This is a genomic window from Herbaspirillum sp. GW821-FHT09A12, from assembly GCF_059418325.1.
This window is the reverse complement of sequence record NZ_JBWKPR010000013.1, coordinates 74,793-94,724: the sequence shown is the minus strand read 5'-3', so window position 1 is coordinate 94,724 and position 19,932 is coordinate 74,793. Positions and strand designations below refer to the sequence as shown.

Genomic DNA, 19,932 nt, shown 5'->3' with positions numbered 1-19,932 from the left:
GATTCGGCCTGTTGCCCACCTCACGCGATTGCGGCCGCCTCCTCCACCGCAATCCGCTTACTTTTTCCCGCGCCGGGCGCCGTCTTCCGCTTTGGCGGCGGCGCTATCTTCCGCCAATTCCTGTTCCAGCCCCTCCAGCCTGCTGTTGAGCTTGCCCAGCAAGCGGACGAGCTGGGCGGTTTCCTTCTTGTCCAGCACTTCGAACAACTGTTGCCCAAAGCGTTTGCGCGCCGGTTCGGAGGCGCGCAGCACTTCTTCTCCCAATGGCGTCAACGAGATTTGCTTGACCCGGCGGTCGGCCGGATCGGCCTCGCGTTCGACCAGGCCGTCGCGTTCCAGGCCGTCGACTGCTTCGGTGATGGTGCGCGGGGCGAAGCCGAAAGCGTCGGCCAGGTCGGTGGAGCGGACTTTTCCGTTCCGCTGGATGAAGGCCATGATCTTGGTGCGCGCGAACGATGCGCCCTGCGCCGCCATCAGTTTGTCGAGGGTGCGGTGCGAGCGCAGGTAGAAGTCGCGCAACGCTTCGGCGGCTTCGGTGTAGTCGTTTGTAAAGGTGGTGGACATGATTTTCTCGGATGCCATATTATATGGTACCTCATTAATTCGCTCAATAATCTGTTGCCACACGATTTGTAGGATAAAAAAATGACAGACGCCAAAACAAGCACAGCCGGAGCAGGGCAGGACAACGGCAACAATGGAAACAACGGCAAGGCCAGGAAACGCATGAGTCCCCGCGCCAGGTTCATCTTGCGCTCGTTGATGGTAATCGCGCTGGTCATCGTCGCGGCCTGGATCCTTTATTACCAGTTCCGCGGCAAATATCTGGAAAGCACCAACGATGCCTTCGTCTACGCCGACAGCGTGACGGCGGCGCCCAAGGTGTCGGGTTACGTCGAGCAGGTGTTCGTGGCCGACAACCAGGATGTGAAGGCCGGCCAGCCGCTGGTGCGCATCGACCCGCGCGACTATTCGGCGCAGGCTGCCCAGTCCAAGGCGCAGATCGATGCCGCCGCCGCCAGTGAAGATGCCGCCAAGGCGCAACTGGCCGAGCAGAGCGCGGCGATCGACCAGGCCAAGGCGCAACTGGCGTCGGCCGAAGAGGATGCCCGTTTCGCCGCCTCGGAAGTCGAGCGCTACACGCCGCTGGCGGCATCCGGCGCCGAAACCCGCGAACGCCTGACCACGCTGCGCAACCAGATGGCGCAGGCCAGGGCCAGCGTCGCCGCCCGTCGCGCCGCGCTGGATGCGGCCCGGCTGCGCGTGCATTCGCTCCAGGCCCAGGTGCGCCAGGCCCAGGCCCAGGGCGAGACCGCCAAGGCCCAATATGACGCCGCCAGCGTCAACCTCGGGGCGACCGAAATCCGCGCCAGCGTCGATGGCCGCATTGGCGACAAGCAGGTACGCGTCGGCCAGTTCGTTTCGGCCGGCACGCGCATGATGACGGTGGTGCCGACCAACTTCTATGTCACCGCCAACTACAAGGAAACCCAGATCGGCCTGATGCGCATCGGCCAGCCTGCCGTGATCAGGATCGACGCCTTGCCCGGCATCGAATTCCAGGGCCATGTGGAAAGCATCTCGCCCGGCACCGGCGCGCAGTTCTCGCTGCTGCCGCCGCAGAACGCCACCGGCAACTTCACCAAGATCGTCCAGCGCGTGCCGGTGCGCATCGCTGTCGATGCCTCGGCGCAGGACCGCAAGGTATTCGTGGCCGGGTTGTCGGTGACGGTGGAGGTCAACACCATCGCCGCCAAGGACGAGTTGCGCGAACAGCGTGAGCGCAACAGCCAAGCCAATGCCGGCGTCGACCAGAAGCCGGCCAGGGAGGTGCGTTGAACGCCGCCACCCAAGCATCCGCGGGAGTCAACGGCGAAAAGGCCGATGCCGCCGCCTGGCTGGCGGTGGCGGCCGGCACGCTGGGCGCGCTGATGGCGACGCTGGACATTTCCATCGTCAACTCCTCGCTGCCCACCATCCAGGGCGAGATCGGCGCCTCCGGCACCGAAGGCACCTGGATCGCCACCGCCTACCTGGTGGCGGAGATCGTGATCATCCCGATGTCGGCCTGGCTGGAGCGCCTGCTCGGGCTGCGCATCCTGCTGCTGTCGGCGGCCAGCCTGTTTACGCTGTTCTCGGTGCTGTGCGGCCTGTCGACTACCTTGCCGATGATGATCGTCGGCCGGATCGGCCAGGGCTTTACCGGCGGCGCGCTGATCCCCACCGCCATGACCATCATTGCCACCCGGCTGCCGCGTTCGCAGCAGCCGGTGGGCAACGCCATGTTCGGCGCCACCGCCATCCTCGGGCCGGTGTTGGGGCCGGTGCTGGGCGGCTGGCTGACCGAGAACGTCAGCTGGCACTACGCCTTCTTCATCAACCTGCCGGTGGGCGCGGCGCTGATCACCTTGCTGCTGGTGGCGATTCCTTATGAGCGCCCCAAGTTCGAACAACTGGCCGAGGCCGACTGGCTCGGCATCCTCGGCCTGGCGCTGGGCCTGGGCGGGCTGACCGTGGTGCTGGAAGAGGGCGAGCGCGAGCAATGGTTCTCCTCGCCGGATATCCGCTGGCTGGCGCTGACCTCGGTGGTCGGCTTCATCCTGCTGGGCATCGGCCAGGTGCGGGCGAAGCATCCAGTGATCCAGTTGCGCCTGCTGCGCGACCGCCAGTTCGGTTCGGTGGTGATGATGGCCATGATCGTCGGCGTGGCGCTGTACGGCACCGCCTATGTGATCCCGCAGTTCCTGGCGGGCATCGCCGGTTACAACTCGCTGCAGTCGGGCCTGATCGTGCTGCTTTCGGGCGTGCCGATGATCCTGATGATGCCGTTCACGCCGATGCTGATGCGGCGCGTCGATATCCGCCTGGCGGTCGGCACCGGTTTCTTGCTGCTGGCGCTGTCGGCTTTCATCGAGACCGACCTCAGCCCCTTGTCCTATGGCGGCTCCTTCATCGCCTCGCAGTTGATGCGCGGCCTCGGCACGGTGCTGGCCATGCTGTTCCTGAACCAGGCGGCGATCCGCTCGGTGCCGCCTTCGCAGGCGGGCGATGCGTCCGGTTTGTACAGCGCGGCGCGCAATCTGGGCGGCTCGCTGGCGCTGGCCAGCATCGCCGTGATCCAGGACCAGCGCTTGTGGCTGCACAGCCGGCGGCTGGAAGAGAGCCTGTCGGCCAACTCCGAGCTGGTGCAATCGACCATTGCCGCCCAGGGCCACCTGCTGGGCGGGCAGGACACGGCGATCCGCCTGCTCGGCGCCACCATCCAGGCACAGGCGCTGACCATGACGTATGCCGACCTGTTCTGGCTGCTGGGCGTGGCGATCCTGTGCGTGACGCCGCTGGTCTTGTTCCTGCGCCCCTTGCCGACCCATGCGGCTCCGGTGACTACCCATTGATGGACATCATGCAAACAACGACACTTCACACTCACTGCGTTCCGCGCCTGGTGGCGCTGGCGGCGGCCGCCTTGCTGGCCGGCTGCGCCCTGGGGCCCGACTACGCCGGGCCGCCGGACGCTGCGCCGCATGCCGCGCAGGGCGGACATTTCGTGCGCGGCGGCGCTTCATCCACGGCGGCCATGCCGTCCAACCGCTGGTGGGAAGGGCTCAACGATCCGATCCTGAACCGCCTGGTGCAGCGCGCGCTGGAGGCCAATCCCAACCTGGGCGCGGCGCGTGCGCGCCTGCAGCAGTCGCGCGCCGCGCTCAACCTGGAGCAGGCCAATGCGCGCCCCAGCGTGGGGGCATCGGCCCTGGCGGCACATGCGCGCCTGCCGCCGCTGAGCCTTGGCGGTTCGTCCGGCTCTTCCGGTTCATCCACCGACGCCAACCTGTATAGCCTGGGGTTTGACGCCACCTGGGAGGTGGACCTGTTCGGCGCCCACCAGCGTTCGATACAGGCCGCAGGCGCCAGTGCCGAAGCCGCTCAGGCCACGCTGGCCGATGTGCAGGTCAGCCTGGCGGCCGAAGTGGCCAATGCCTATATCAACCTGCGCGACCGCCAGCAGCGGCTGGCGCTGGGTGACGAATCGATCCGCGCGCAGGAGCAGATGCTGCAGTTGACCCGCCAGCGCGTGGAACGCGGCACCGCCTCCAGCCTGGACCTGATCCGCATGCAGAACCAGCTCGATGGCACCCGCGCCGACCTGGTGCCGCTGCAGGCGGAGCAAGAGTCTTACCTGAACCAGCTTGCCACGCTGGCGGGCCAGGAGCCCGGCGCGCTGGATGCCGAACTGGCATCGGCGGCGCCGGTACCCTTGCCGCCGGCCGCAGTGGCGGTGGGCGATCCGACCTCGCTGTTGCGTCGCCGTCCCGATATCCGCGCCGCCGAACGCACGCTGGCCGCCGACACCGCCAAGATCGGGCAGGCCGAGGCGGCGAAGTATCCCAGCCTGAAGTTGCTGGGCATCATCGGCCTGGGCGGGACGCATCCTGCGGACCTGACCCGGCTGGACGACTTCGCCGCCATCGGCGCGCCCATGCTGAGCTGGAACTTCCTCGACTTCGGCCGCGCCAAGTCGCGCGTGACCCAGGCCGAGCGGGTGCGCGATGAGGCTGAAATGAAATATCGCCAGACCGTGCTCGAGGCATTGCGCGATGCCGAGGATTCGCTCTCGCGCTTCCGCTATGGGCGCGTGAGCGTGGCCACCGTGGCGCGCACCAAGGCGTCGGCCGACCATGCGCTGGCGCTGGCGCGCCAGCGCTATGCGGCAGGCGCCGGCACCCTGATCGAGGTGCTGGACACCACGCGCCAGCAGATCACCGCGCAGCAGAACCTGCTGCAGGCCGAGGCGGCGCTGACGCGCAGTTTCGTCGGTATCCAGAAAGCGCTGGGGCTGGGCTGGTCGGACGCGGGATGATGCCGGCGGGCGACTGGCGTCGCAACCGCAGCGCCATCGAAAAGCCGTGACGGAAGTTTCCGTCACGGCTTTTTTCATCGTCTCGCGGGAAGCCGCTTACAGATCCTTGGCAAGGTCGGCCACCAGATAATCGAGGAAGATCTCCACGCTGCGCGGCAGGGTGCGCCCGGCCAGCGTCTGCACTTCGACGAAACGGCCATCGTTGGGGCAGTCGCGGATCGGGCGGATGGTCAGTTCGCCGCTGGCGATGCGGTAGCGCACCGTCACCTCGCCGGTGATGGATAGCGCATCGTTGTCGAGCAGGTAATTGTGCAGCGACTGGATGTAGTTGCTGGTCATCACCGGCTCGATCGCCACATGCTGGCGGCTGCAGGCGATGTCGAACAACTGGCGCAGCGTGGTGGTGGGGTCGGGCAGGGCCATCGGATAGGCGCGGATCTGCGATACCGAAATCTGGCGGAAGCGCGCCAGCGGATGGTCGTGCCGCATCACCAGCGAGATCGGCCCCGGCTGGCGGTGCACCACCTTGATCTCCGGCTCCGGCAGGCGCGCGAACGTCAGGCCGATGTCGGCATTGCCCTCGCGCACCTGGCGCGAGACCACGGCCGGGGCGCCGACGAAGAGCTGGAACACGAAGCCGGGATATTTTTTCTGGAAGGCGTTGATCAGGCGCGGCAGGAAATCGATGGCGAAACCCTCCGACGACGACAGCCTCACGCGGCCGCTGCGCAATCCCTTCAGGGCCTGCAGGTCGGCCACCACGCGGTCGGCCTCCAGCGCCACCTTGCGCGCGTGCGCGGCCAGCATTTCACCGCCGGCCGAGAGCACCATGCCGCGCGGCCGGCGTTCGAACAGCACGGTATCGAGCGCCTCCTCCAGGCTGCTGATCTGGCGGCTGATGGCCGAGCTGGCCACGTTGAGCCGTTGCGACGCCTCGCTGATCGAGCCGCAACGCACGACTTCCAGGAAGTAGCGCAGGGCGGTGTCTTGCAGTTGCTGCGATTTCATCGTTGACCTCTTTTCACGCCGGTTGGCGAAGTGCGTCCAGGGTGCCGCCAAAAGATTTGCATGGTTTATTTGGTGCGCTCTTCACGGCTTTGGTGCGCCGCCGTCCAGGGCGCCGAAACCGAAAATGCTGCATCTGCGCGGCAAGCCGTAGCCCAGCTGCGATGCTGGCTTGCGGGGCGCCCATACATTGTGGTGCACAAATCGAGCCATCTCTTTTCGGCAACGGAGGCATAGGAATTTGCTTATTGCGGCATCGATAAAGACTGGCCTAGTATGCCCTCGACGTCGCTGTTTTTTCAAACATTTCTCTTTCACGAAGGGGTTGGAATGAACGCAATGAAGATATCTTTATTGGCCTGGTCGCGATGTGCCTTGCTGGCGGCAGGCGCCGCCGCATCGTTTTCCGCGATGGCCAACAAGGCCAATGACACACTGGTGTATGCGTCCGACAGCGAAGTCGAAAACATCAGCCAGTACCACAACAACCTGCGCGAAGGCGTGATCCTGGCCCACCTGATCTGGGACACCCTGATCTACCGCGACCCCAAGACCAACGAGTACAAGCCGCAACTGGCCACCGCCTGGAAATGGGAGTCGCCCACCGCGCTGGTGCTGGACCTGCGCCAGGGCGTGCAATTCCAGAACGGCGACAAGTTCAGCGCCGACGACGTGGTGTTTACCTTCAACTATGTGGTGTCGCCGGAGTCGAAGGCGGTCACGCGCCAGAATACCGACTGGATCAAGAGCGCCGACAAGCTGGGCGACTACAAGGTGCGCATCAACCTGAAGGCGCCGTTCCCGGCGGCGCTGGAATACCTGGCCGGCCCGCTGCCGATCTATCCGGCGGCTTACTTCAAGAAGGTCGGCCTGGACGGTTTCGCCAAGGCGCCGATCGGCACCGGCCCCTACAAGGTCACCGGCGTGACGCCGGGGCAGGGCGTGACCCTGGTGAAGAACGCCAACTACTTCAAGGACAGCCCGCAGGGCCAGCCCAACATCGGCAACATCAAGTTCGTGGTGATCCCCGATCCGGAAACCCGCGCGGCGCAACTGATGACCGGCGCCATCGACTGGATCTGGCGCGTGCCGCCGGACCAGGCCGATTCGCTCAAGACCAATCCCAAGCTGACGGTGCAAAGCGGCGAAACCATGCGCATCGGTTTCATCACGCTCGATACCACCGGTTCGTCCTCGCCCAATTCACCGTTCAAGGACTTGCGCGTGCGCCAGGCGGTCAACCATGCGATCAACCGCAAGGGCTACGCCGACAACCTGATGCGCGGCGGCAGCCAGCCGGTCTATACGGCCTGTTTCCGCACCCAGTTCGGCTGCGATAGCAACGCCGCCATCAAGTTCGACTACAACCCGGCCAAGGCCAAGGAGCTGCTGGCGGCGGCCGGCTATCCCAACGGCTTCGACACCGAGATCTACGCCTACCGCGAACGCGAAGTGGCCGAAGCCATCATCGGCGACCTGCACAAGGTCGGCATCCGCGCGCGCCTGCATTACATGAAGTTCGCGGCCCTGCAAAACGAATATCGCAGCGGCAAGACCCCGATGAGCTTCTATTCCTGGGGCTCGTTCTCGATGAACGATACCTCGGCCTTCGCCGGCGTGTACTTCAAGGGCAGCGCCGACGACATCACCAAGGACCCGCAATTGCAGCAATACCTGCAGGTCGCCGACTCCTCGATCGACCCGGCGGTGCGCAAGGCCAACTACACCAAGGCGCAGGAGTTGATTTCCAAGCAAGCTTATGTGGCGCCGATGTTCTCGTATTCGACGTTCTACGCGTACAGCGCGCAACTGAAGTTCCAGGGCTATCCGGACGAGCTGCCCCGGTTCTACGAGGCCAGCTGGAAATAAGCATAGGGCAAGCCGCAAGCGCCGGGCAGGCGCGCAACTTGCAAGCACTGTCCGGCGCGCGACGCCTGCCGCGCAGCCCCGCTCACCCATCACAGGGAACGCCGCCATGTTGATATTCATCCTGCGCCGTCTGGCCATCGCCCTATGCGTGGCGCTGACGGTGTCCATCGTCAGTTTCTCGCTGCTGCACATGTCGGGCGACCTGGCCACCGCCATCGCCGGGCCCGAATCCAGCGCCGCCCAGGTCGAGCAGATCCGCGTGCAGTTCGGCCTGGACCGGCCGATGGCCACGCAGTACGTGGACTGGCTGGCCAAGGCGGTGCGGCTGGACTTCGGCAACTCCTTCTATTTCAACGGCCCGGTGATGGAGATGATCACGGAGCGCCTGCCGATCACCTTCAAGCTGGGCGGCAGCGCCTTGCTGCTGGCGATCCTGGTGGCCATTCCGCTGGGCGTGCTGGCGGCCATCTACCGCGACACCTGGCTGGACCGGGCGGCGCTGCTGGTGGCGGTAGTGGGGCAGGCCATGCCCAGTTTCTGGTTCGGCCTGACGCTGATCCTGGTGTTTGCCGTCACGCTGCACTGGCTGCCGGTGGCGGGCAATGAAAGCTGGCAGCACTTCATCCTGCCGGCGGTGGCATTGGGCTACTACGCCATGCCGGCGATGATGCGCCTGACCCGTTCCGGCATGCTGGAAGTGCTGGGTTCGGACTACATCCGCACCGCCCGCGCCAAGGGCCTGTCCAAGTCCAAGGTGGTGTTCAAGCATGCGCTGCGCAACGCGGTCATCCCGGTGGTGGCGCTGGCGGCGGTGGAGCTGGGCTTCATGCTGGGCGGTTCGGTGGTGATCGAATCGGTCTACTCGATGCAGGGCCTGGGCCAACTGGCCTGGGACGCCATCTCGCGCAACGACTATCCGGTGGTGCAGGCGGTGGTGCTGATCATCGCCATGTTCTACATCGGCCTGACCTTCCTGGCCGACATCATCAATGCGCTGCTCGATCCGCGCATCCGCACCCGCTGAACCTGCTGATCCCGCTCAAGGAGCCGACATGACGACCACATCCTCCACCCTGGCGCCGGGCGCGTTGCTGCAGGGCGCACTGAAACCGGCGCCGGCCTGGCGCCGCAAGCTCAACCGTTTCCTCGGCCATCGGGGCCTGACGCTGGGCGCCGCGGTGCTGTTCCTGATCGTGCTGGCGGCGATCTGCGCGCCGTTCCTGGCGCCGCATGACCCGTTCAACCAGGATGTCTCGGCGCGGCTGATCCCGCCGGTGTGGAACGCGCAGGGCAGTTGGGAGCACATCCTCGGCACCGACAAGCTGGGCCGCGATTACCTGTCGCGACTGATCTACGGCGCCCGCGTGTCGCTGATGATCGGTGTCGCCGCGGCGCTCATCTCGGGCCTGATCGGCACCACGCTGGGGGTGCTGGCCGGTTACTTCGGCGGCCGCACCGACGCCGTCATCAGCTACCTGATCACCACCCGCCTGGCCATGCCGGTGGTGCTGGTGGCGCTGGCGATGGCATCGCTGGTGGGCGGTTCGCTCAAGGTGGTGATCATCCTGCTGGGCCTGTTGCTGTGGGACCGTTTCGCGGTGGTCACGCGCTCGGCCACGCAGCAGATCCGCGACGCCGAATTCATCGCCGCGGCCAAGGCCATCGGCGCTTCCACGCCCTATATCCTGGTGCGCGAGATCCTGCCCAACATCATGGGGGTGTTGATCGTGGTGGCGACGCTGGAGATGGCCCACGCGATCCTGCTGGAAGCGACTCTTTCCTTCCTCGGCCTGGGCGTGCAGCCGCCTACCCCGTCGTGGGGCCTGATGGTCGCGGAAGGCAAGTCCTACATGTTCTTCAAGCCCTGGGTGATCGTCATTCCCGGCCTGGCGCTGGCGGTGCTGGTGCTGGCCATCAACCTGGTGGGCGACGGCATCCGCGATATCAATGCGCCCGATGGCCGCAACTGAGCCGTACCGATCGCAGTCAAGGAGAAAGCCATGAGCGTATTGCTGGATGTGAAAAACCTGAAGGTCGACCTGCCCACCGAAAACGGCATGCTGCATGCGGTGCGCGGCATCGACTTCCAGGTGCGGCGCGGCGAGATGCTGTGCCTGGTCGGCGAATCCGGCTGCGGCAAGTCGATGACTTCGCTGGCGCTGATGGGCTTGCTGCCGCGCCGCGCGCAGTGCAGCGCCGACCATATCCTGTTCGACGGCGTCGACCTCAACGGCATGTCCGAGAAACAACTGATGCAGCTGCGCGGCAAGCGCATGGCGATGATCTTCCAGGAGCCGATGACCTCGCTCAATCCCGCCTATACGCTGGGCAACCAGCTGTGCGAGGCGATGCTGCAACAGCCGCGCGTCACCCGCGCCGAGGCGCGCGAGCGGGCGATCTACCTGTTGCACCGCACCGGCATCGCCAATGCCGAAGACCGGCTGCGCCAGTATCCGCACCAATTGTCCGGCGGCCTGCGCCAGCGCGTGATGATCGCCATGTCGCTCATGTGCGGCCCCGACCTGATCATCGCCGACGAGCCGACCACCGCGCTGGACGTGACCATCCAGGCGCAGATCCTGCGCATGATCCGTGAACTGCAGCAAGAGTTCGGCACGGCGGTGGTCTTCATTACGCACGACCTCGGCGTGGTCTCGCGCATCGCCGACCGCGTGGCGGTGATGTATGCGGGACAGGTGGTGGAGACCTCCGACGTCGGCCAATTGTTCGAGAACCCGCGCCACCCGTACACGCGCGGCCTGCTCAACTGCATTCCGGTGCGCGGCAAGACGCTGCCGGGCAGCCGCCTGCAGGCCATTCCCGGCGTGGTGCCCAGCCTGGTCGGCAATGTCACCGGCTGCGCCTTTCGCAACCGCTGTACGCTGGCCGATGCCGGCTGCGAGGCCGAGCCGGCCATGGCGGCGCGCGGCAGCGACGGACATCCGCACTACGCGCGTTGCCACAAGCCGGATGCGCTGGCGCAAACCGAACCGATGGAGGTGCTGGCATGAACATGGGCGATCTGGGAAAACTGCCGCCGGCCGCAGCGCCGGCCCCCGTCGGAGATATCGCGCTGGAATTGTGCGCGCTATCCAAGGTGTACCAATTGAAGCGCGGCATGTTCAAGGCGCCGGTGGCCTTGAAGGCGGTCAACGACGTGTCGCTGCGCTTGTATCGCGGCGAGACGCTGGGGCTGGTGGGCGAGTCCGGCTGCGGCAAGAGCACGCTGGCCAAGATGCTGCTGGGCCTGCTGGAGCCGACCTCGGGCAATGTGCTGGTCAACGGCCAGGAGGTCGACCCGACCAGGCGCCGCGACAATGCGCGGCATATCCAGCCGATCTTCCAGGATCCGTATTCCTCGCTCAACCCGCGCAAGACCGTGGCGCAGATCGTCGGCCTGCCGCTGAAGCTGCATGGCATCGGCAACGCCGCCGGGCAAGAGAAGGCGGTGCGCCAGATCCTCGACCTGGTGGGCATGCCCGAGCGCACCTATGGACAGTATCCGAACCAGCTGTCCGGCGGCCAGCGCCAGCGCGTGGCGATCGCGCGCGCGCTGATCCTGCGGCCCGACATCCTGATCTGCGACGAGCCGACCTCGGCGCTGGACGTGTCGGTACAGGCGCAGATCCTGAACCTGCTGCTGGACCTGAAGGCCGAGTTCGGGCTCACCTACCTGTTCATCAGCCATGACCTGGGCGTGGTGGAGCATCTGGTAGACCGGGTGGCGGTGATGAACCAGGGCAGCATCGTCGAGCTGCAGACGCGCGAGAAAATTTTCAGCGATGCCCAGCATCCCTATACGCGCATGCTGCTGGCGTCGGCGCTCACGCCCGAGCCGGGGCGCGGCATCCCCGAGCTGGCCGCGGCCGCCTGAACGACGCCATCGCAAGCGAACGAAATGCACGACGCCGAAGCGGGCAGGCTGATTTGCCGGCGCGGATGAATGAATTGAACCAGACCCAGACTTAGAGGAGAAGCAGCATGAGCAGAGCACAAGCCATCGCCGGCGTGGAGGCGTATTTCGATGACGGCCGTTTCATGGAAACGATGCAAAAACGCGTCGCCATCCGCACCGAGAGCCAGGAGCCGGCCAGCCGTCCCATCCTGTACGACTATCTCAACCTGGAGATGGCGCCCTACCTGGAGGGCCTGGGCTTTACCTGCGAGGTGGTGGAGAGTCCGCTGCCTGGCGGCAGCCCGTTCCTCATCGCCGAACGCCTGGAAGAGGCGGCGGCGTTCACGCTGCTGACCTACGGCCACGGCGATGTCGTGCGCGGTTATGACAAGCAATGGCGCAGCGGCCTGTCGCCCTGGGAAATCGTGGTCGACGGCGATCGCTGGTATGGCCGCGGCACCGCCGACAACAAGGCGCAGCACACGATCAACCTGGCCGCGTTGGAAGAGGTCCTCAAGGCGCGCGGCGGCAAGCTGGGCTACAACGTCAAGGTGATCCTGGAGATGGGCGAGGAGACCGGCTCGCCCGGCCTGAATGCCGTGTGCCAGGCATATGCCGGGCGCCTCAAGGCGGATGTCTTCATCGCTTCCGACGGGCCGCGCGTGAACGCGCCTACGCCGACCATGTTCCTCGGCTCGCGCGGCGGCTGCAACTTCGACCTCACCGTCAACCTGCGCGACGGCGGTCACCATTCCGGCAATTGGGGCGGCTTGCTGCGCAATCCGGGCGTGCGCCTGGCCAATGCCATCGCTTGCCTGGTGGATGGCCGCGGCCGCATCCGCGTGCCCAGCCTGTTGCCGGAATCGCTGCCGCAGAGCGTGCGCAACGCGCTGGCCGAGGTCAAGGTCGGCGGCGGCGCCACCGATCCCGAGGTCGATGCCGAATGGGGCGAGCCCGGCATGACGCCGGCCGAGCGCGTGTTCGGCTGGAACACGCTGGAGGTGCTGGCCTTCAAGACCGGCAATCCGGAAGCGCCGGTCAACGCCATTCCCGGCCACGCCAGCGCGCATTGCCAGATCCGTTTCGTGGTCGGCAGCGATGACCGCAACTTCATCGCCAACATCCGCGCCCATCTCGACGCGCATGGCTACGACGACGTGGCGGTGACGCTGGCGGGCGTGCAGTTCGCCGCCACCCGTCTCGATCCGGACGACGAATGGGTGCGCTGGGGGCTGGCTTCGATGCAGGAGACCAGCGGCAAGAAGCCCACGCTGTTGCCCAACCTGGGCGGCTCGCTGCCCAACGATGTGTTTTCCGAAACGCTGGGGCTGCCGACGCTGTGGGTGCCGCACTCGTATCCGGCCTGCTCGCAGCACGCACCCAACGAGCATATACTGGCCAGCGTATCGCGCGAGTCGCTGCAGGTGATGGCAGGGCTGTTCTGGGACCTGGCAGAGCAAGGCACGCAAGTCATGGCGCGCCGCGCGGCGGCATGAGCGGATATGAGCGGATTCCAGCACCCACCGGAGAACGAGATTGACTGACGCCAATGCCACCAATGCCACCAAGGCCGCCAAGGCCTATTGCCGGGTCGACGACCTGGACGACATCCGGGAAGACATCGTCGGCATCCGCCGCCATATCCACCAGCATCCCGAGCTTTCCTTCCAGGAGGCGGATACCGCGGCGCTGGTGGCCGCGCGATTGGAGGAATGGGGTTACGCGGTCACGCGCAACATCGGCGGCAATGGCCTGGTGGGCACGCTGCGCGCCGGCAGCAGCCCGCGCAGCATCGGTTTGCGGGCCGACATGGATGCCTTGCCCATTACCGAACAGACGGGGCTGGCGTATGCCAGCCGCAACCACGGCGCCATGCATGCCTGCGGCCATGACGGGCATACCGCCATGCTGCTGGGGGCGGCGCGCCAGCTGGCGCGCACGCGCAATTTCGACGGCACGCTGAACCTGATCTTCCAGCCGGCCGAGGAAGCGGGTTTCAACAGCGGCGCCCAGAAAATGCTGGAAGACCGCCTGTTCGAACGTTTCCCCTGCGACGCGGTGTTCGGCATCCACAACCATCCGGGCGTGGCGACCGGCACCTTCATGTTCCGTAGCGGGCCGTTCATGGCGGCGTGCGATACGGTCAAGATCAGGATCGTCGGGAAAGGGAGCCACGCCGCGCGCCCGCACCTGTCGGTCGATCCGCTGGTGACGGCGGCCAGCCTGGTGATGGCGTTGCAGACGGTGGTCTCGCGCAATGTCGACCCGATGGAAACGGCGGTGATCACCGTCGGCACGCTGCATGCCGGGAATGCGTCCAACGTGATCCCGGAGTACGCGACCATGGAGCTCAGCGTGCGCTCCTTCAAGCCTGACGTGCGCGAGCTGCTGGAAACGCGCATCCGGGCGCTGGTCGAGACGCATGCCGCCAGCTACGGCGCGCGCGCCGAGATCGATTACCTGCGCGGCTATCCGGTGCTGGTCAACAGCGATGCCGAGACCGAGTTCGCGCGCAAGGTGGCGCTGGAACTGGTGGGGGAAGAGAACGTGATCGCGCCGTTCGGCCCGATCGCCGGCAGCGAGGATTTCGCCTATTTCCTGCAGCAGCGCCCCGGTTGCTTCCTGCGGGTAGGGAACGGCCAGGGCCGGCCGATGCTGCATAACGACCACTATGACTTCAACGACGAGAACATCCCGGTCGGCGCCGCCTATTGGACCCGGCTGGTGGAGCGCTGGCTGATGGGCCAGCCGGGCTGAACGGCAGGGAAGCCGCACCGGCGCCGCTTATGCCGCCGGCGCATAAGCGCATGACGAATGCTTTGTTTCGGATTGGAAGCGGTTTCGATATAGTGAATCCGTCTCCTCAATAACCTCTTGGACTTGGACATTGAGTTTGAACCCGCCACGCGCAAGCCTGGCGGGTTTTCTTTTTTGCGCGCCCGGTTTCTCAGGTTTTTCCTGATGTGGCGCGCATGCCATGCGCCCTGCGCAACGTCAGGAATTCCCCGATGGTTGCCGGCGGGGGAAATGCCTACCATGAGCATCAATGAAACGCGGTCTGTAGCTCCGGATTTCGAGATGGGAATGCCGAATTGCCATATGGACCTCTTGCGAATGCATGTTGATGGGAGGCCGTCATGACGATCGTCGCCGATTCCGTACCCGGTGAAATTACCTTGATGTTTATCAGCTATCTGCTGTTTTGCACCGTGTTGCTCTACCTGTTCGTCATGGCTGACCGCGAATGGGGGCGGCTGGAAGTGTCGCTGGATGACGCCGGCAAGCGTGGCGCGGAAGCGGCGGCGGCTTCAGTTCTGCCGTATCAGGAGGCGGGCATGGATCCCGAATGGGCGTTTGCCGGGATGGACGCTGAGCGGTCGCTGCGCCATTGCGCCGAGCATCATCCCCTGAACTGCTCCTGTTTTTTGCAGGGGCAGCATAAGGAAGAGGCCTGAACGATGCGCCGTCGCGGCGCCGGGCAAGAGAATGGTTGGGGAAGCAGGGAAGTGGGTGAGGGGAAAGCGCAGTACGCAGCAACAGGAATGTGCGCGCGGCAAGGATGTTTGTAGCAGCAGTGGCAGCAAGTGCAGTGGCAGTGCCAGCAGCACCGGCAGCACCGGCAGTAAGCAGCAAGGGTGAGTAAAAGCAGTGGCAGTAAAGCAGTGTCTTGAGGATGGAACGGCAAGTCGTGAAGCTGCATGGCAGTACCAAGGCGCGTCACGCAGCGTGGGTGCGTAGCTGCACCCGCGGGAGCAGCCAGCGGCTTGCCCGTTCTTTTCCATGAGAAAATAGTCGCATGCAAAATTCATCTCCATCAGCGCAGAACCTGCGCCCGCTGATCCCGTTGGCCGACTATCAGCGTATCTTCCGCGTCGTGCATTCCGTGCTTCAAAGCGTCGAGGCGGACATTCCCGCAGCAAGTTTTTTCTTCAGCGTCACCGCGGCACAGATGCTGAAGAAGTTTTACAAACGCAATGCGTTTCCCGTTGCGGGCGCCGCGTTCTACCTGATCAACCAGGAGAGCGGCGGCGCGCTGTCCTTCGGCGTGCTGGGCGACGATGCCCAGTCCGTTTCCAGCAACCATGACGCATTCCATGCCTGGGTCCAATGCGATGGTTACGCAATCGATTTCATGGCGCCGGTATTTCAGGAGCTGCTCGCTGCGGCGGGCCATGCGGTGCCAGTGCCGCGCCGCATGTTCCAGAAGGATCTCGGGCGCATGAGCGCGTCGGCCACGGCGTTGGCGGCGCCGGGCGACTTTTTCCTCCATCCCGATCTTGAGCTCACGCGCGAGCTGCTGCAGCAGTTCATGGCCAAGAAGGCGCTGACCAACCTGTCGCAAGTGTGCGTGGAGTGGTACCGCAAGCCGCCCAAGGCGATGCCGGACGATCTCGCGCTGCAAGGCGGCGATGGTGAAGTCGCGCGCATCCGGCTCAACCCCGTGGCGGTCGACGGCGTCTGGTAGGCATTGCCTGAAATTCGGGTGCAGGAAGCGAGGGGAGGGAGTGCTGAAGGCGGAAGGCCAAGCCTCCGGAGGGAGGGTGTGCTGGACGAGCGTCCAACACACCATGCGATCATGCATATCGGTTGCATGTACCGCACTAGAAGCAGCAAGATAACCGCTATGTGTTACGGCAGCGTGACATGCCGGCGCCGCGATAAAAATAATCGAATCCGGCTTCCTCGCGGCGCGATGTCATTTTGGTGTCATACGCCGCCGTTACTATCCTCCCTGTCTCCTCTGTACCTGTTGCAGATGTTTCGCCTGCGATGCGAGCGCATCGCAGGCTATTTTTTTCCGCGGGTCTTGCACCCGCCATCGAATTCGATTTCTGCTGTAGAGCTTCACGCCAAGGCCGGAAGTGGCGTTGTAACCCGGCAGTACGCACACGTGTTGGAAGCTGCGATCCTCCCTTCCCGGCAGGCGAAAGCCTGATCCGGTCACGCGGCGCGGGGTGCGTCCACACCTGTTCACGATCTTGTCGTGGGTCGTGAACGGGTGACGTTGCGCAGTATTTCTCCCTCCGTTTCTTCTCCCCCTGTTTCGCATTGCCGGTTCCTGCCCAACATTGCACGGGAAATGGAATTCCTTTTCTTTTCAATGGCTTGAGCTACTTGTCAAAATCTTTTCCACAGGCTTACTCCCAAAAAGTGTGGATATCTTTTTCCCGCAGCGGATGAGGTGCGTCATTTTGCCCGGATCTTGCCCGGATGGACGCGATGGCCGCCGTTTTGCCGCACTTTGCTACGGAAATGGAAATCCCTTCTCGATCAATGGCTTAGTTCGCTTGCTCAAGGGTTTTCCACAGGCTTGCTACCAAAATGTGTGGATAAACAGGAGACTTGTGCACAAGCTCCCTGCATTGCTCAGGCAGTGGGGATAAGTCGTGTCCATATCCACAGGTTTTACCAAAAATCTGTGAATAAGAGCCGCTCTAAGTGGCAATGAAAGGCGGAGGGAGCGCGGAGTACCGGCTCAGCCGTTATCGGGCGCGGTATATGGCTCGACCTTGACGGCCGTCATGCTGTAGCCGGCGGCGCCCATGGACGAGTCGGAGCGCTCGACCTTGACCACGCCGCTGATCCACACCGCATCCATGGTGTGCACGTTCTTGATGGCCTTGCTGCTCTTGACGTGGATGATCTGGTTGGCCGGCGGCGGCGGCACGTGGATGCAGGCGCCGAAGTAGGGCACTAGCAGGAATTCCTTGAGCGCCTCGCCTTCGCGGTCGAGCGACACGACGAAGCCGGGCAGGCGTACCGCCGCGCCTTCCATCGACGGGTCGACCGGCGCGTCCTTCCAGTACTTCTTGGCTTTCCACAGTGCGGCGTCGGCGCGCGGGTCGTTGTCGTCCAGCTGATCCAGCTTGAGGCCCTTGAACGGCGCCATGGCATCCCAGTCCTTGGGAATCAGGCTTTCCCAGGCAATCTCGCGGTAGCCGCCGACCACCTTGCCGGAGGCTTGGTAGGGCTGGTCGGTGACGCTGGCGCTTTGCTGGAGGTGGTCGCCGACCTGGTACTGGCCGTTGGATGCGGCGGCAACGCCGGCGACCGTGCTGCCGGCGTCGGCGCGTGCGGTGACGGCGGGTACCGCGCCGGCCAGCGGGGCGCCTGCGGTTGGCGCTATTGTCGCGGCGGCAGCAAGCGGGGTCGAGGAGGCGTTGCCGGAATGCGCTGCCAGGCGTACGCCGGTGCCGATCAGCAAGCCGGCGGCGGCGATGCCGCCTATCCAATAGAGAGTTTTCATGTCGATGGCAGGTTCAGATTCTTGGCGTCAGGCCGTCGGACAGGCTGAGCCTGTAGGCGCGCAGGCCCGGCAGCAGGCTGGCCGCGAAACCGGCGGCAACCGTCCAGAGCAGCAATTGTAATTCGCCTGCGGACGGCCATGCAGGTTGCAGCGCGATGCCGAACTGCGCCGCCAGCGTCGGCCCCAGCGCCAGCAGCAGGACGGTGAGCAGCAATACGCCCGACACCACCCCGGCCAGCATCACGCCCAGGCCTTCGATGGAGAGCAGGATAAAGACGTCCCAGGGGCGCGCGCCGACCGAGCGCAGGATGGCCAGCTCGCGGCGGCGCTCGCCCAGGCTGGCCAGGATGGCGGCCACCAGCCCGGCCAGCCCGACCACCACCACCATGCCGGACACCACCAGCAGCGCGTTTTCGCCGATGCCGACCACGTCCCACAACTGGTCCAGCGCGACGCCGGGCAGCACGGCCATCAGCGGTTCCTTGAAGCCTTCGCCGTCGGCGATGTCGCGCTGCACGGCGAATACGCGCGCACGGCTTTTCAGGCCGACCAGCACGGCGGTGATGCTCTTGGGGGTGAGGTCGAATTTCTTGACCAGCGCCGGCGCGATGTGCAGGCCGGGCAGCGGGGCGCCGCCTTCCCAGTCGAGATGGATGGCTTCCATCGCGTCCAGGCCGATGTGCACGGTACGGTCTACCGGCGTGCCGGTGCGCGCCAGGATGCCGGTGACCACGAAGGGTTTGTCGGCGTGCTGGGCCAGGTGGGCGCTGCCGATGCCGTGCGCCAGCACGATGCGGTCGCCAAGTTTGTAATGCAGCCGGTCGGCGACTTCGGCCCCGAGCACGGTCTCGAACACGTCGGCGAAAGGCCGGCCCTGCGCCAGTTGCAGCGCCTTCCCGGCGCCGTAATGGAAGTGCCGGAAGTAGTCGTCATTGGTGGCCAGTACCGGGAAACCGCGGTGCGAGTCGCCCAGCGAAATCGGGATGGTCCAGGCCACGGCCGGATTGCGCGCCAGCGCCTGGGCGCTGTCCCAGCCCATGTTGTTGGTGGCGCCGCCGATGCGGAAGATCGCATACAGCATCAGCTGGATGGGGCTGGTGCGTGCGCCGACCACCAGATCGGTGCCGGACACCGATTGCGAGAATCCGGCGCGCACGTCATGGCGCACGCGTTCGATGCCCAGCAGCATGGTGGTGGAAAGGGCGATGGCCAGCAGCATCAGGCCCAGCGTGAAACGGCGGTTCCATGCGCTTTTCGCGGCCAGGCGCAGCAGTGTCCTCATGCCGACTCCTCGATGCTGGCGGCACGGTTGACCTGTTCCAGCGCGATGCGCCGGTGGAAGCGTTCAGCCAGGCGCTGGTCGTGGCTGACGAACACCAGCGCCGCGCCGCCGTGGGCGCATTCGCGCTGCAGCAGGTCGAGGAAGGCTTGCTGGCGGTCGCTGTCCAGCGCCGAGGTCGGCTCGTCGGCGACGATGATCTCGGGCCGGCCGATCAGTGCGCGCGCCGCCGCCACGCGCTGCTGCTGGCCGATCGACAACTGGGTGACCGGGCGCGCCCACAATGCGGGCGCCAGGTCCAGCGATGCCAGCAGCGAGTGCGCCGCCTCCCGCAAGCTGCCCCCTTGCAGCAAGGCGCGGCCCTTGCGGTAGGACGAGAACTGGCAGGGCAGCAGCACGTTGTCGGTGACGGACAGATAAGGCAGCAGGTTGAATTGCTGGAAGATGAAGCCGATATGGTCCACCCGGAAACGGTCGCGCCGTGCGGCGGCCAAGCCTTGCAAGGCTTGCCCCAGCACTTCCACGCTGCCGGCCTGCGGCGCGATGATGCCGCCGATGGTGGCCAGCAATGTGCTTTTGCCGCTGCCGCTGGGGCCGCTGACGAAGATGTGCTCGCGCGCCTCCACCCGCAATTCGTCCAGCGCCAGTGCGGGATGCGGCTGGCCGGGCCAGGTGAAGCCGAGGTTGCGCAAGTGGATGGCGGGCGGGGCAGGTTGCGACGGGTTCATGTCAGCGGTGTATCGGGGAAACGGGCGCGGATAAGGCCTGGAAGGGCTGGC

Annotated in this window: 17 protein-coding genes; 12 read left to right on the top strand and 5 right to left on the bottom strand. The window is 65.2% G+C overall.

The window, feature by feature from the left end:
* Positions 1-57: 57 nt before the first annotated feature.
* Positions 58-564 (bottom strand): MarR family winged helix-turn-helix transcriptional regulator, encoded by a 507-nt coding sequence (locus tag AC07N6_RS20830; protein WP_494782068.1) that lies wholly within the window; start codon positions 562-564, stop codon positions 58-60.
* Positions 565-645: 81 nt separating this feature from the next.
* On the opposite strand from AC07N6_RS20830, the gene AC07N6_RS20825 reads away from it, so the two are divergent.
* Genes AC07N6_RS20825 through AC07N6_RS20815 form a run of 3 tightly spaced genes read left to right on the top strand, consistent with a single transcriptional unit; the run spans position 646 to position 4,858 of the window.
* The gene (locus AC07N6_RS20825; RefSeq protein WP_494782067.1) at positions 646-1,839 is read left to right on the top strand and encodes an HlyD family secretion protein; all 1,194 of its coding nucleotides are present in this window, start codon (positions 646-648) and stop codon (positions 1,837-1,839) included.
* The gene (locus tag AC07N6_RS20820) at positions 1,836-3,395 is read left to right on the top strand and encodes an MDR family MFS transporter (protein WP_494782066.1); all 1,560 of its coding nucleotides are present in this window, start codon (positions 1,836-1,838) and stop codon (positions 3,393-3,395) included. Before AC07N6_RS20825 ends, AC07N6_RS20820 begins: the two co-directional genes overlap by 4 nt.
* 8 nt (positions 3,396-3,403) lie before the next feature.
* Positions 3,404-4,858: an efflux transporter outer membrane subunit gene (locus AC07N6_RS20815; protein WP_494782065.1), complete on the top strand. Its 1,455-nt coding sequence runs from the start codon at positions 3,404-3,406 to the stop codon at positions 4,856-4,858.
* Between the two features lie 96 nt (positions 4,859-4,954).
* On the opposite strand, the gene AC07N6_RS20810 is transcribed toward AC07N6_RS20815, so the two are convergent.
* The gene (locus AC07N6_RS20810) at positions 4,955-5,866 is read right to left on the bottom strand and encodes a LysR family transcriptional regulator (RefSeq protein WP_494782064.1); all 912 of its coding nucleotides are present in this window, start codon (positions 5,864-5,866) and stop codon (positions 4,955-4,957) included.
* Between the two features lie 327 nt (positions 5,867-6,193).
* Here AC07N6_RS20810 and AC07N6_RS20805 point away from each other — a divergent pair, with 327 nt between their 5' ends.
* The 9 genes from AC07N6_RS20805 (at position 6,194) to AC07N6_RS20765 (ending at position 16,092) form a co-directional block, all read left to right on the top strand.
* The gene (locus tag AC07N6_RS20805; protein ID WP_494782063.1) at positions 6,194-7,732 is read left to right on the top strand and encodes an ABC transporter substrate-binding protein; all 1,539 of its coding nucleotides are present in this window, start codon (positions 6,194-6,196) and stop codon (positions 7,730-7,732) included.
* Positions 7,733-7,838: 106 nt separating this feature from the next.
* Positions 7,839-8,756, top strand: coding sequence for an ABC transporter permease (locus AC07N6_RS20800; protein ID WP_494782062.1), 918 nt, complete (start codon positions 7,839-7,841; stop codon positions 8,754-8,756).
* A 28-nt stretch (positions 8,757-8,784) separates the two neighbouring features.
* Positions 8,785-9,702, top strand: coding sequence for an ABC transporter permease (locus AC07N6_RS20795; protein WP_494782061.1), 918 nt, complete (start codon positions 8,785-8,787; stop codon positions 9,700-9,702).
* A 30-nt stretch (positions 9,703-9,732) separates the two neighbouring features.
* Positions 9,733-10,743, top strand: a complete 1,011-nt coding sequence (locus AC07N6_RS20790; protein ID WP_494782060.1) for an ABC transporter ATP-binding protein — start codon at positions 9,733-9,735, stop codon at positions 10,741-10,743.
* On the top strand, positions 10,740-11,606 hold the full coding sequence (locus AC07N6_RS20785) for an ATP-binding cassette domain-containing protein (protein WP_494782059.1): 867 nt from the start codon (positions 10,740-10,742) through the stop codon (positions 11,604-11,606). The genes AC07N6_RS20790 and AC07N6_RS20785 overlap by 4 nt, the downstream gene beginning before the upstream one ends.
* Before the next feature lie 107 nt (positions 11,607-11,713).
* Positions 11,714-13,123, top strand: a complete 1,410-nt coding sequence (locus AC07N6_RS20780) for a M20 family metallopeptidase (protein ID WP_494782058.1) — start codon at positions 11,714-11,716, stop codon at positions 13,121-13,123.
* 40 nt (positions 13,124-13,163) lie between these two features.
* Entirely contained in the window at positions 13,164-14,384 is a 1,221-nt protein-coding gene (locus AC07N6_RS20775) for a M20 aminoacylase family protein (protein ID WP_494782057.1), read from the top strand.
* Positions 14,385-14,764: 380 nt separating this feature from the next.
* On the top strand, positions 14,765-15,082 hold the full coding sequence (locus AC07N6_RS20770; RefSeq protein WP_494782056.1) for a hypothetical protein: 318 nt from the start codon (positions 14,765-14,767) through the stop codon (positions 15,080-15,082).
* 341 nt (positions 15,083-15,423) lie between these two features.
* Complete coding sequence (locus AC07N6_RS20765; protein WP_494782055.1) at positions 15,424-16,092, top strand: DUF2026 family protein; 669 nt, start codon at positions 15,424-15,426, stop codon at positions 16,090-16,092.
* Between the two features lie 1,011 nt (positions 16,093-17,103).
* Here the strand turns inward: AC07N6_RS20765 and AC07N6_RS20760 are convergent.
* The 3 genes from AC07N6_RS20760 to AC07N6_RS20750 are packed head-to-tail and all read right to left on the bottom strand — an operon-like array spanning position 17,104 to position 19,881.
* Positions 17,104-17,874: a DUF3299 domain-containing protein gene (locus tag AC07N6_RS20760; protein ID WP_494782054.1), complete on the bottom strand. Its 771-nt coding sequence runs from the start codon at positions 17,872-17,874 to the stop codon at positions 17,104-17,106.
* A 13-nt stretch (positions 17,875-17,887) separates the two neighbouring features.
* Positions 17,888-19,156 carry an ABC transporter permease gene (locus AC07N6_RS20755; protein WP_494782053.1) on the bottom strand — a complete coding sequence of 423 codons (1,269 nt, stop codon included), beginning with the start codon at positions 19,154-19,156 and terminating at the stop codon, positions 17,888-17,890.
* Positions 19,153-19,881 (bottom strand): ABC transporter ATP-binding protein, encoded by a 729-nt coding sequence (locus AC07N6_RS20750; protein WP_494782052.1) that lies wholly within the window; start codon positions 19,879-19,881, stop codon positions 19,153-19,155. Before AC07N6_RS20750 ends, AC07N6_RS20755 begins: the two co-directional genes overlap by 4 nt.
* Positions 19,882-19,932: the final 51 nt, after the last annotated feature.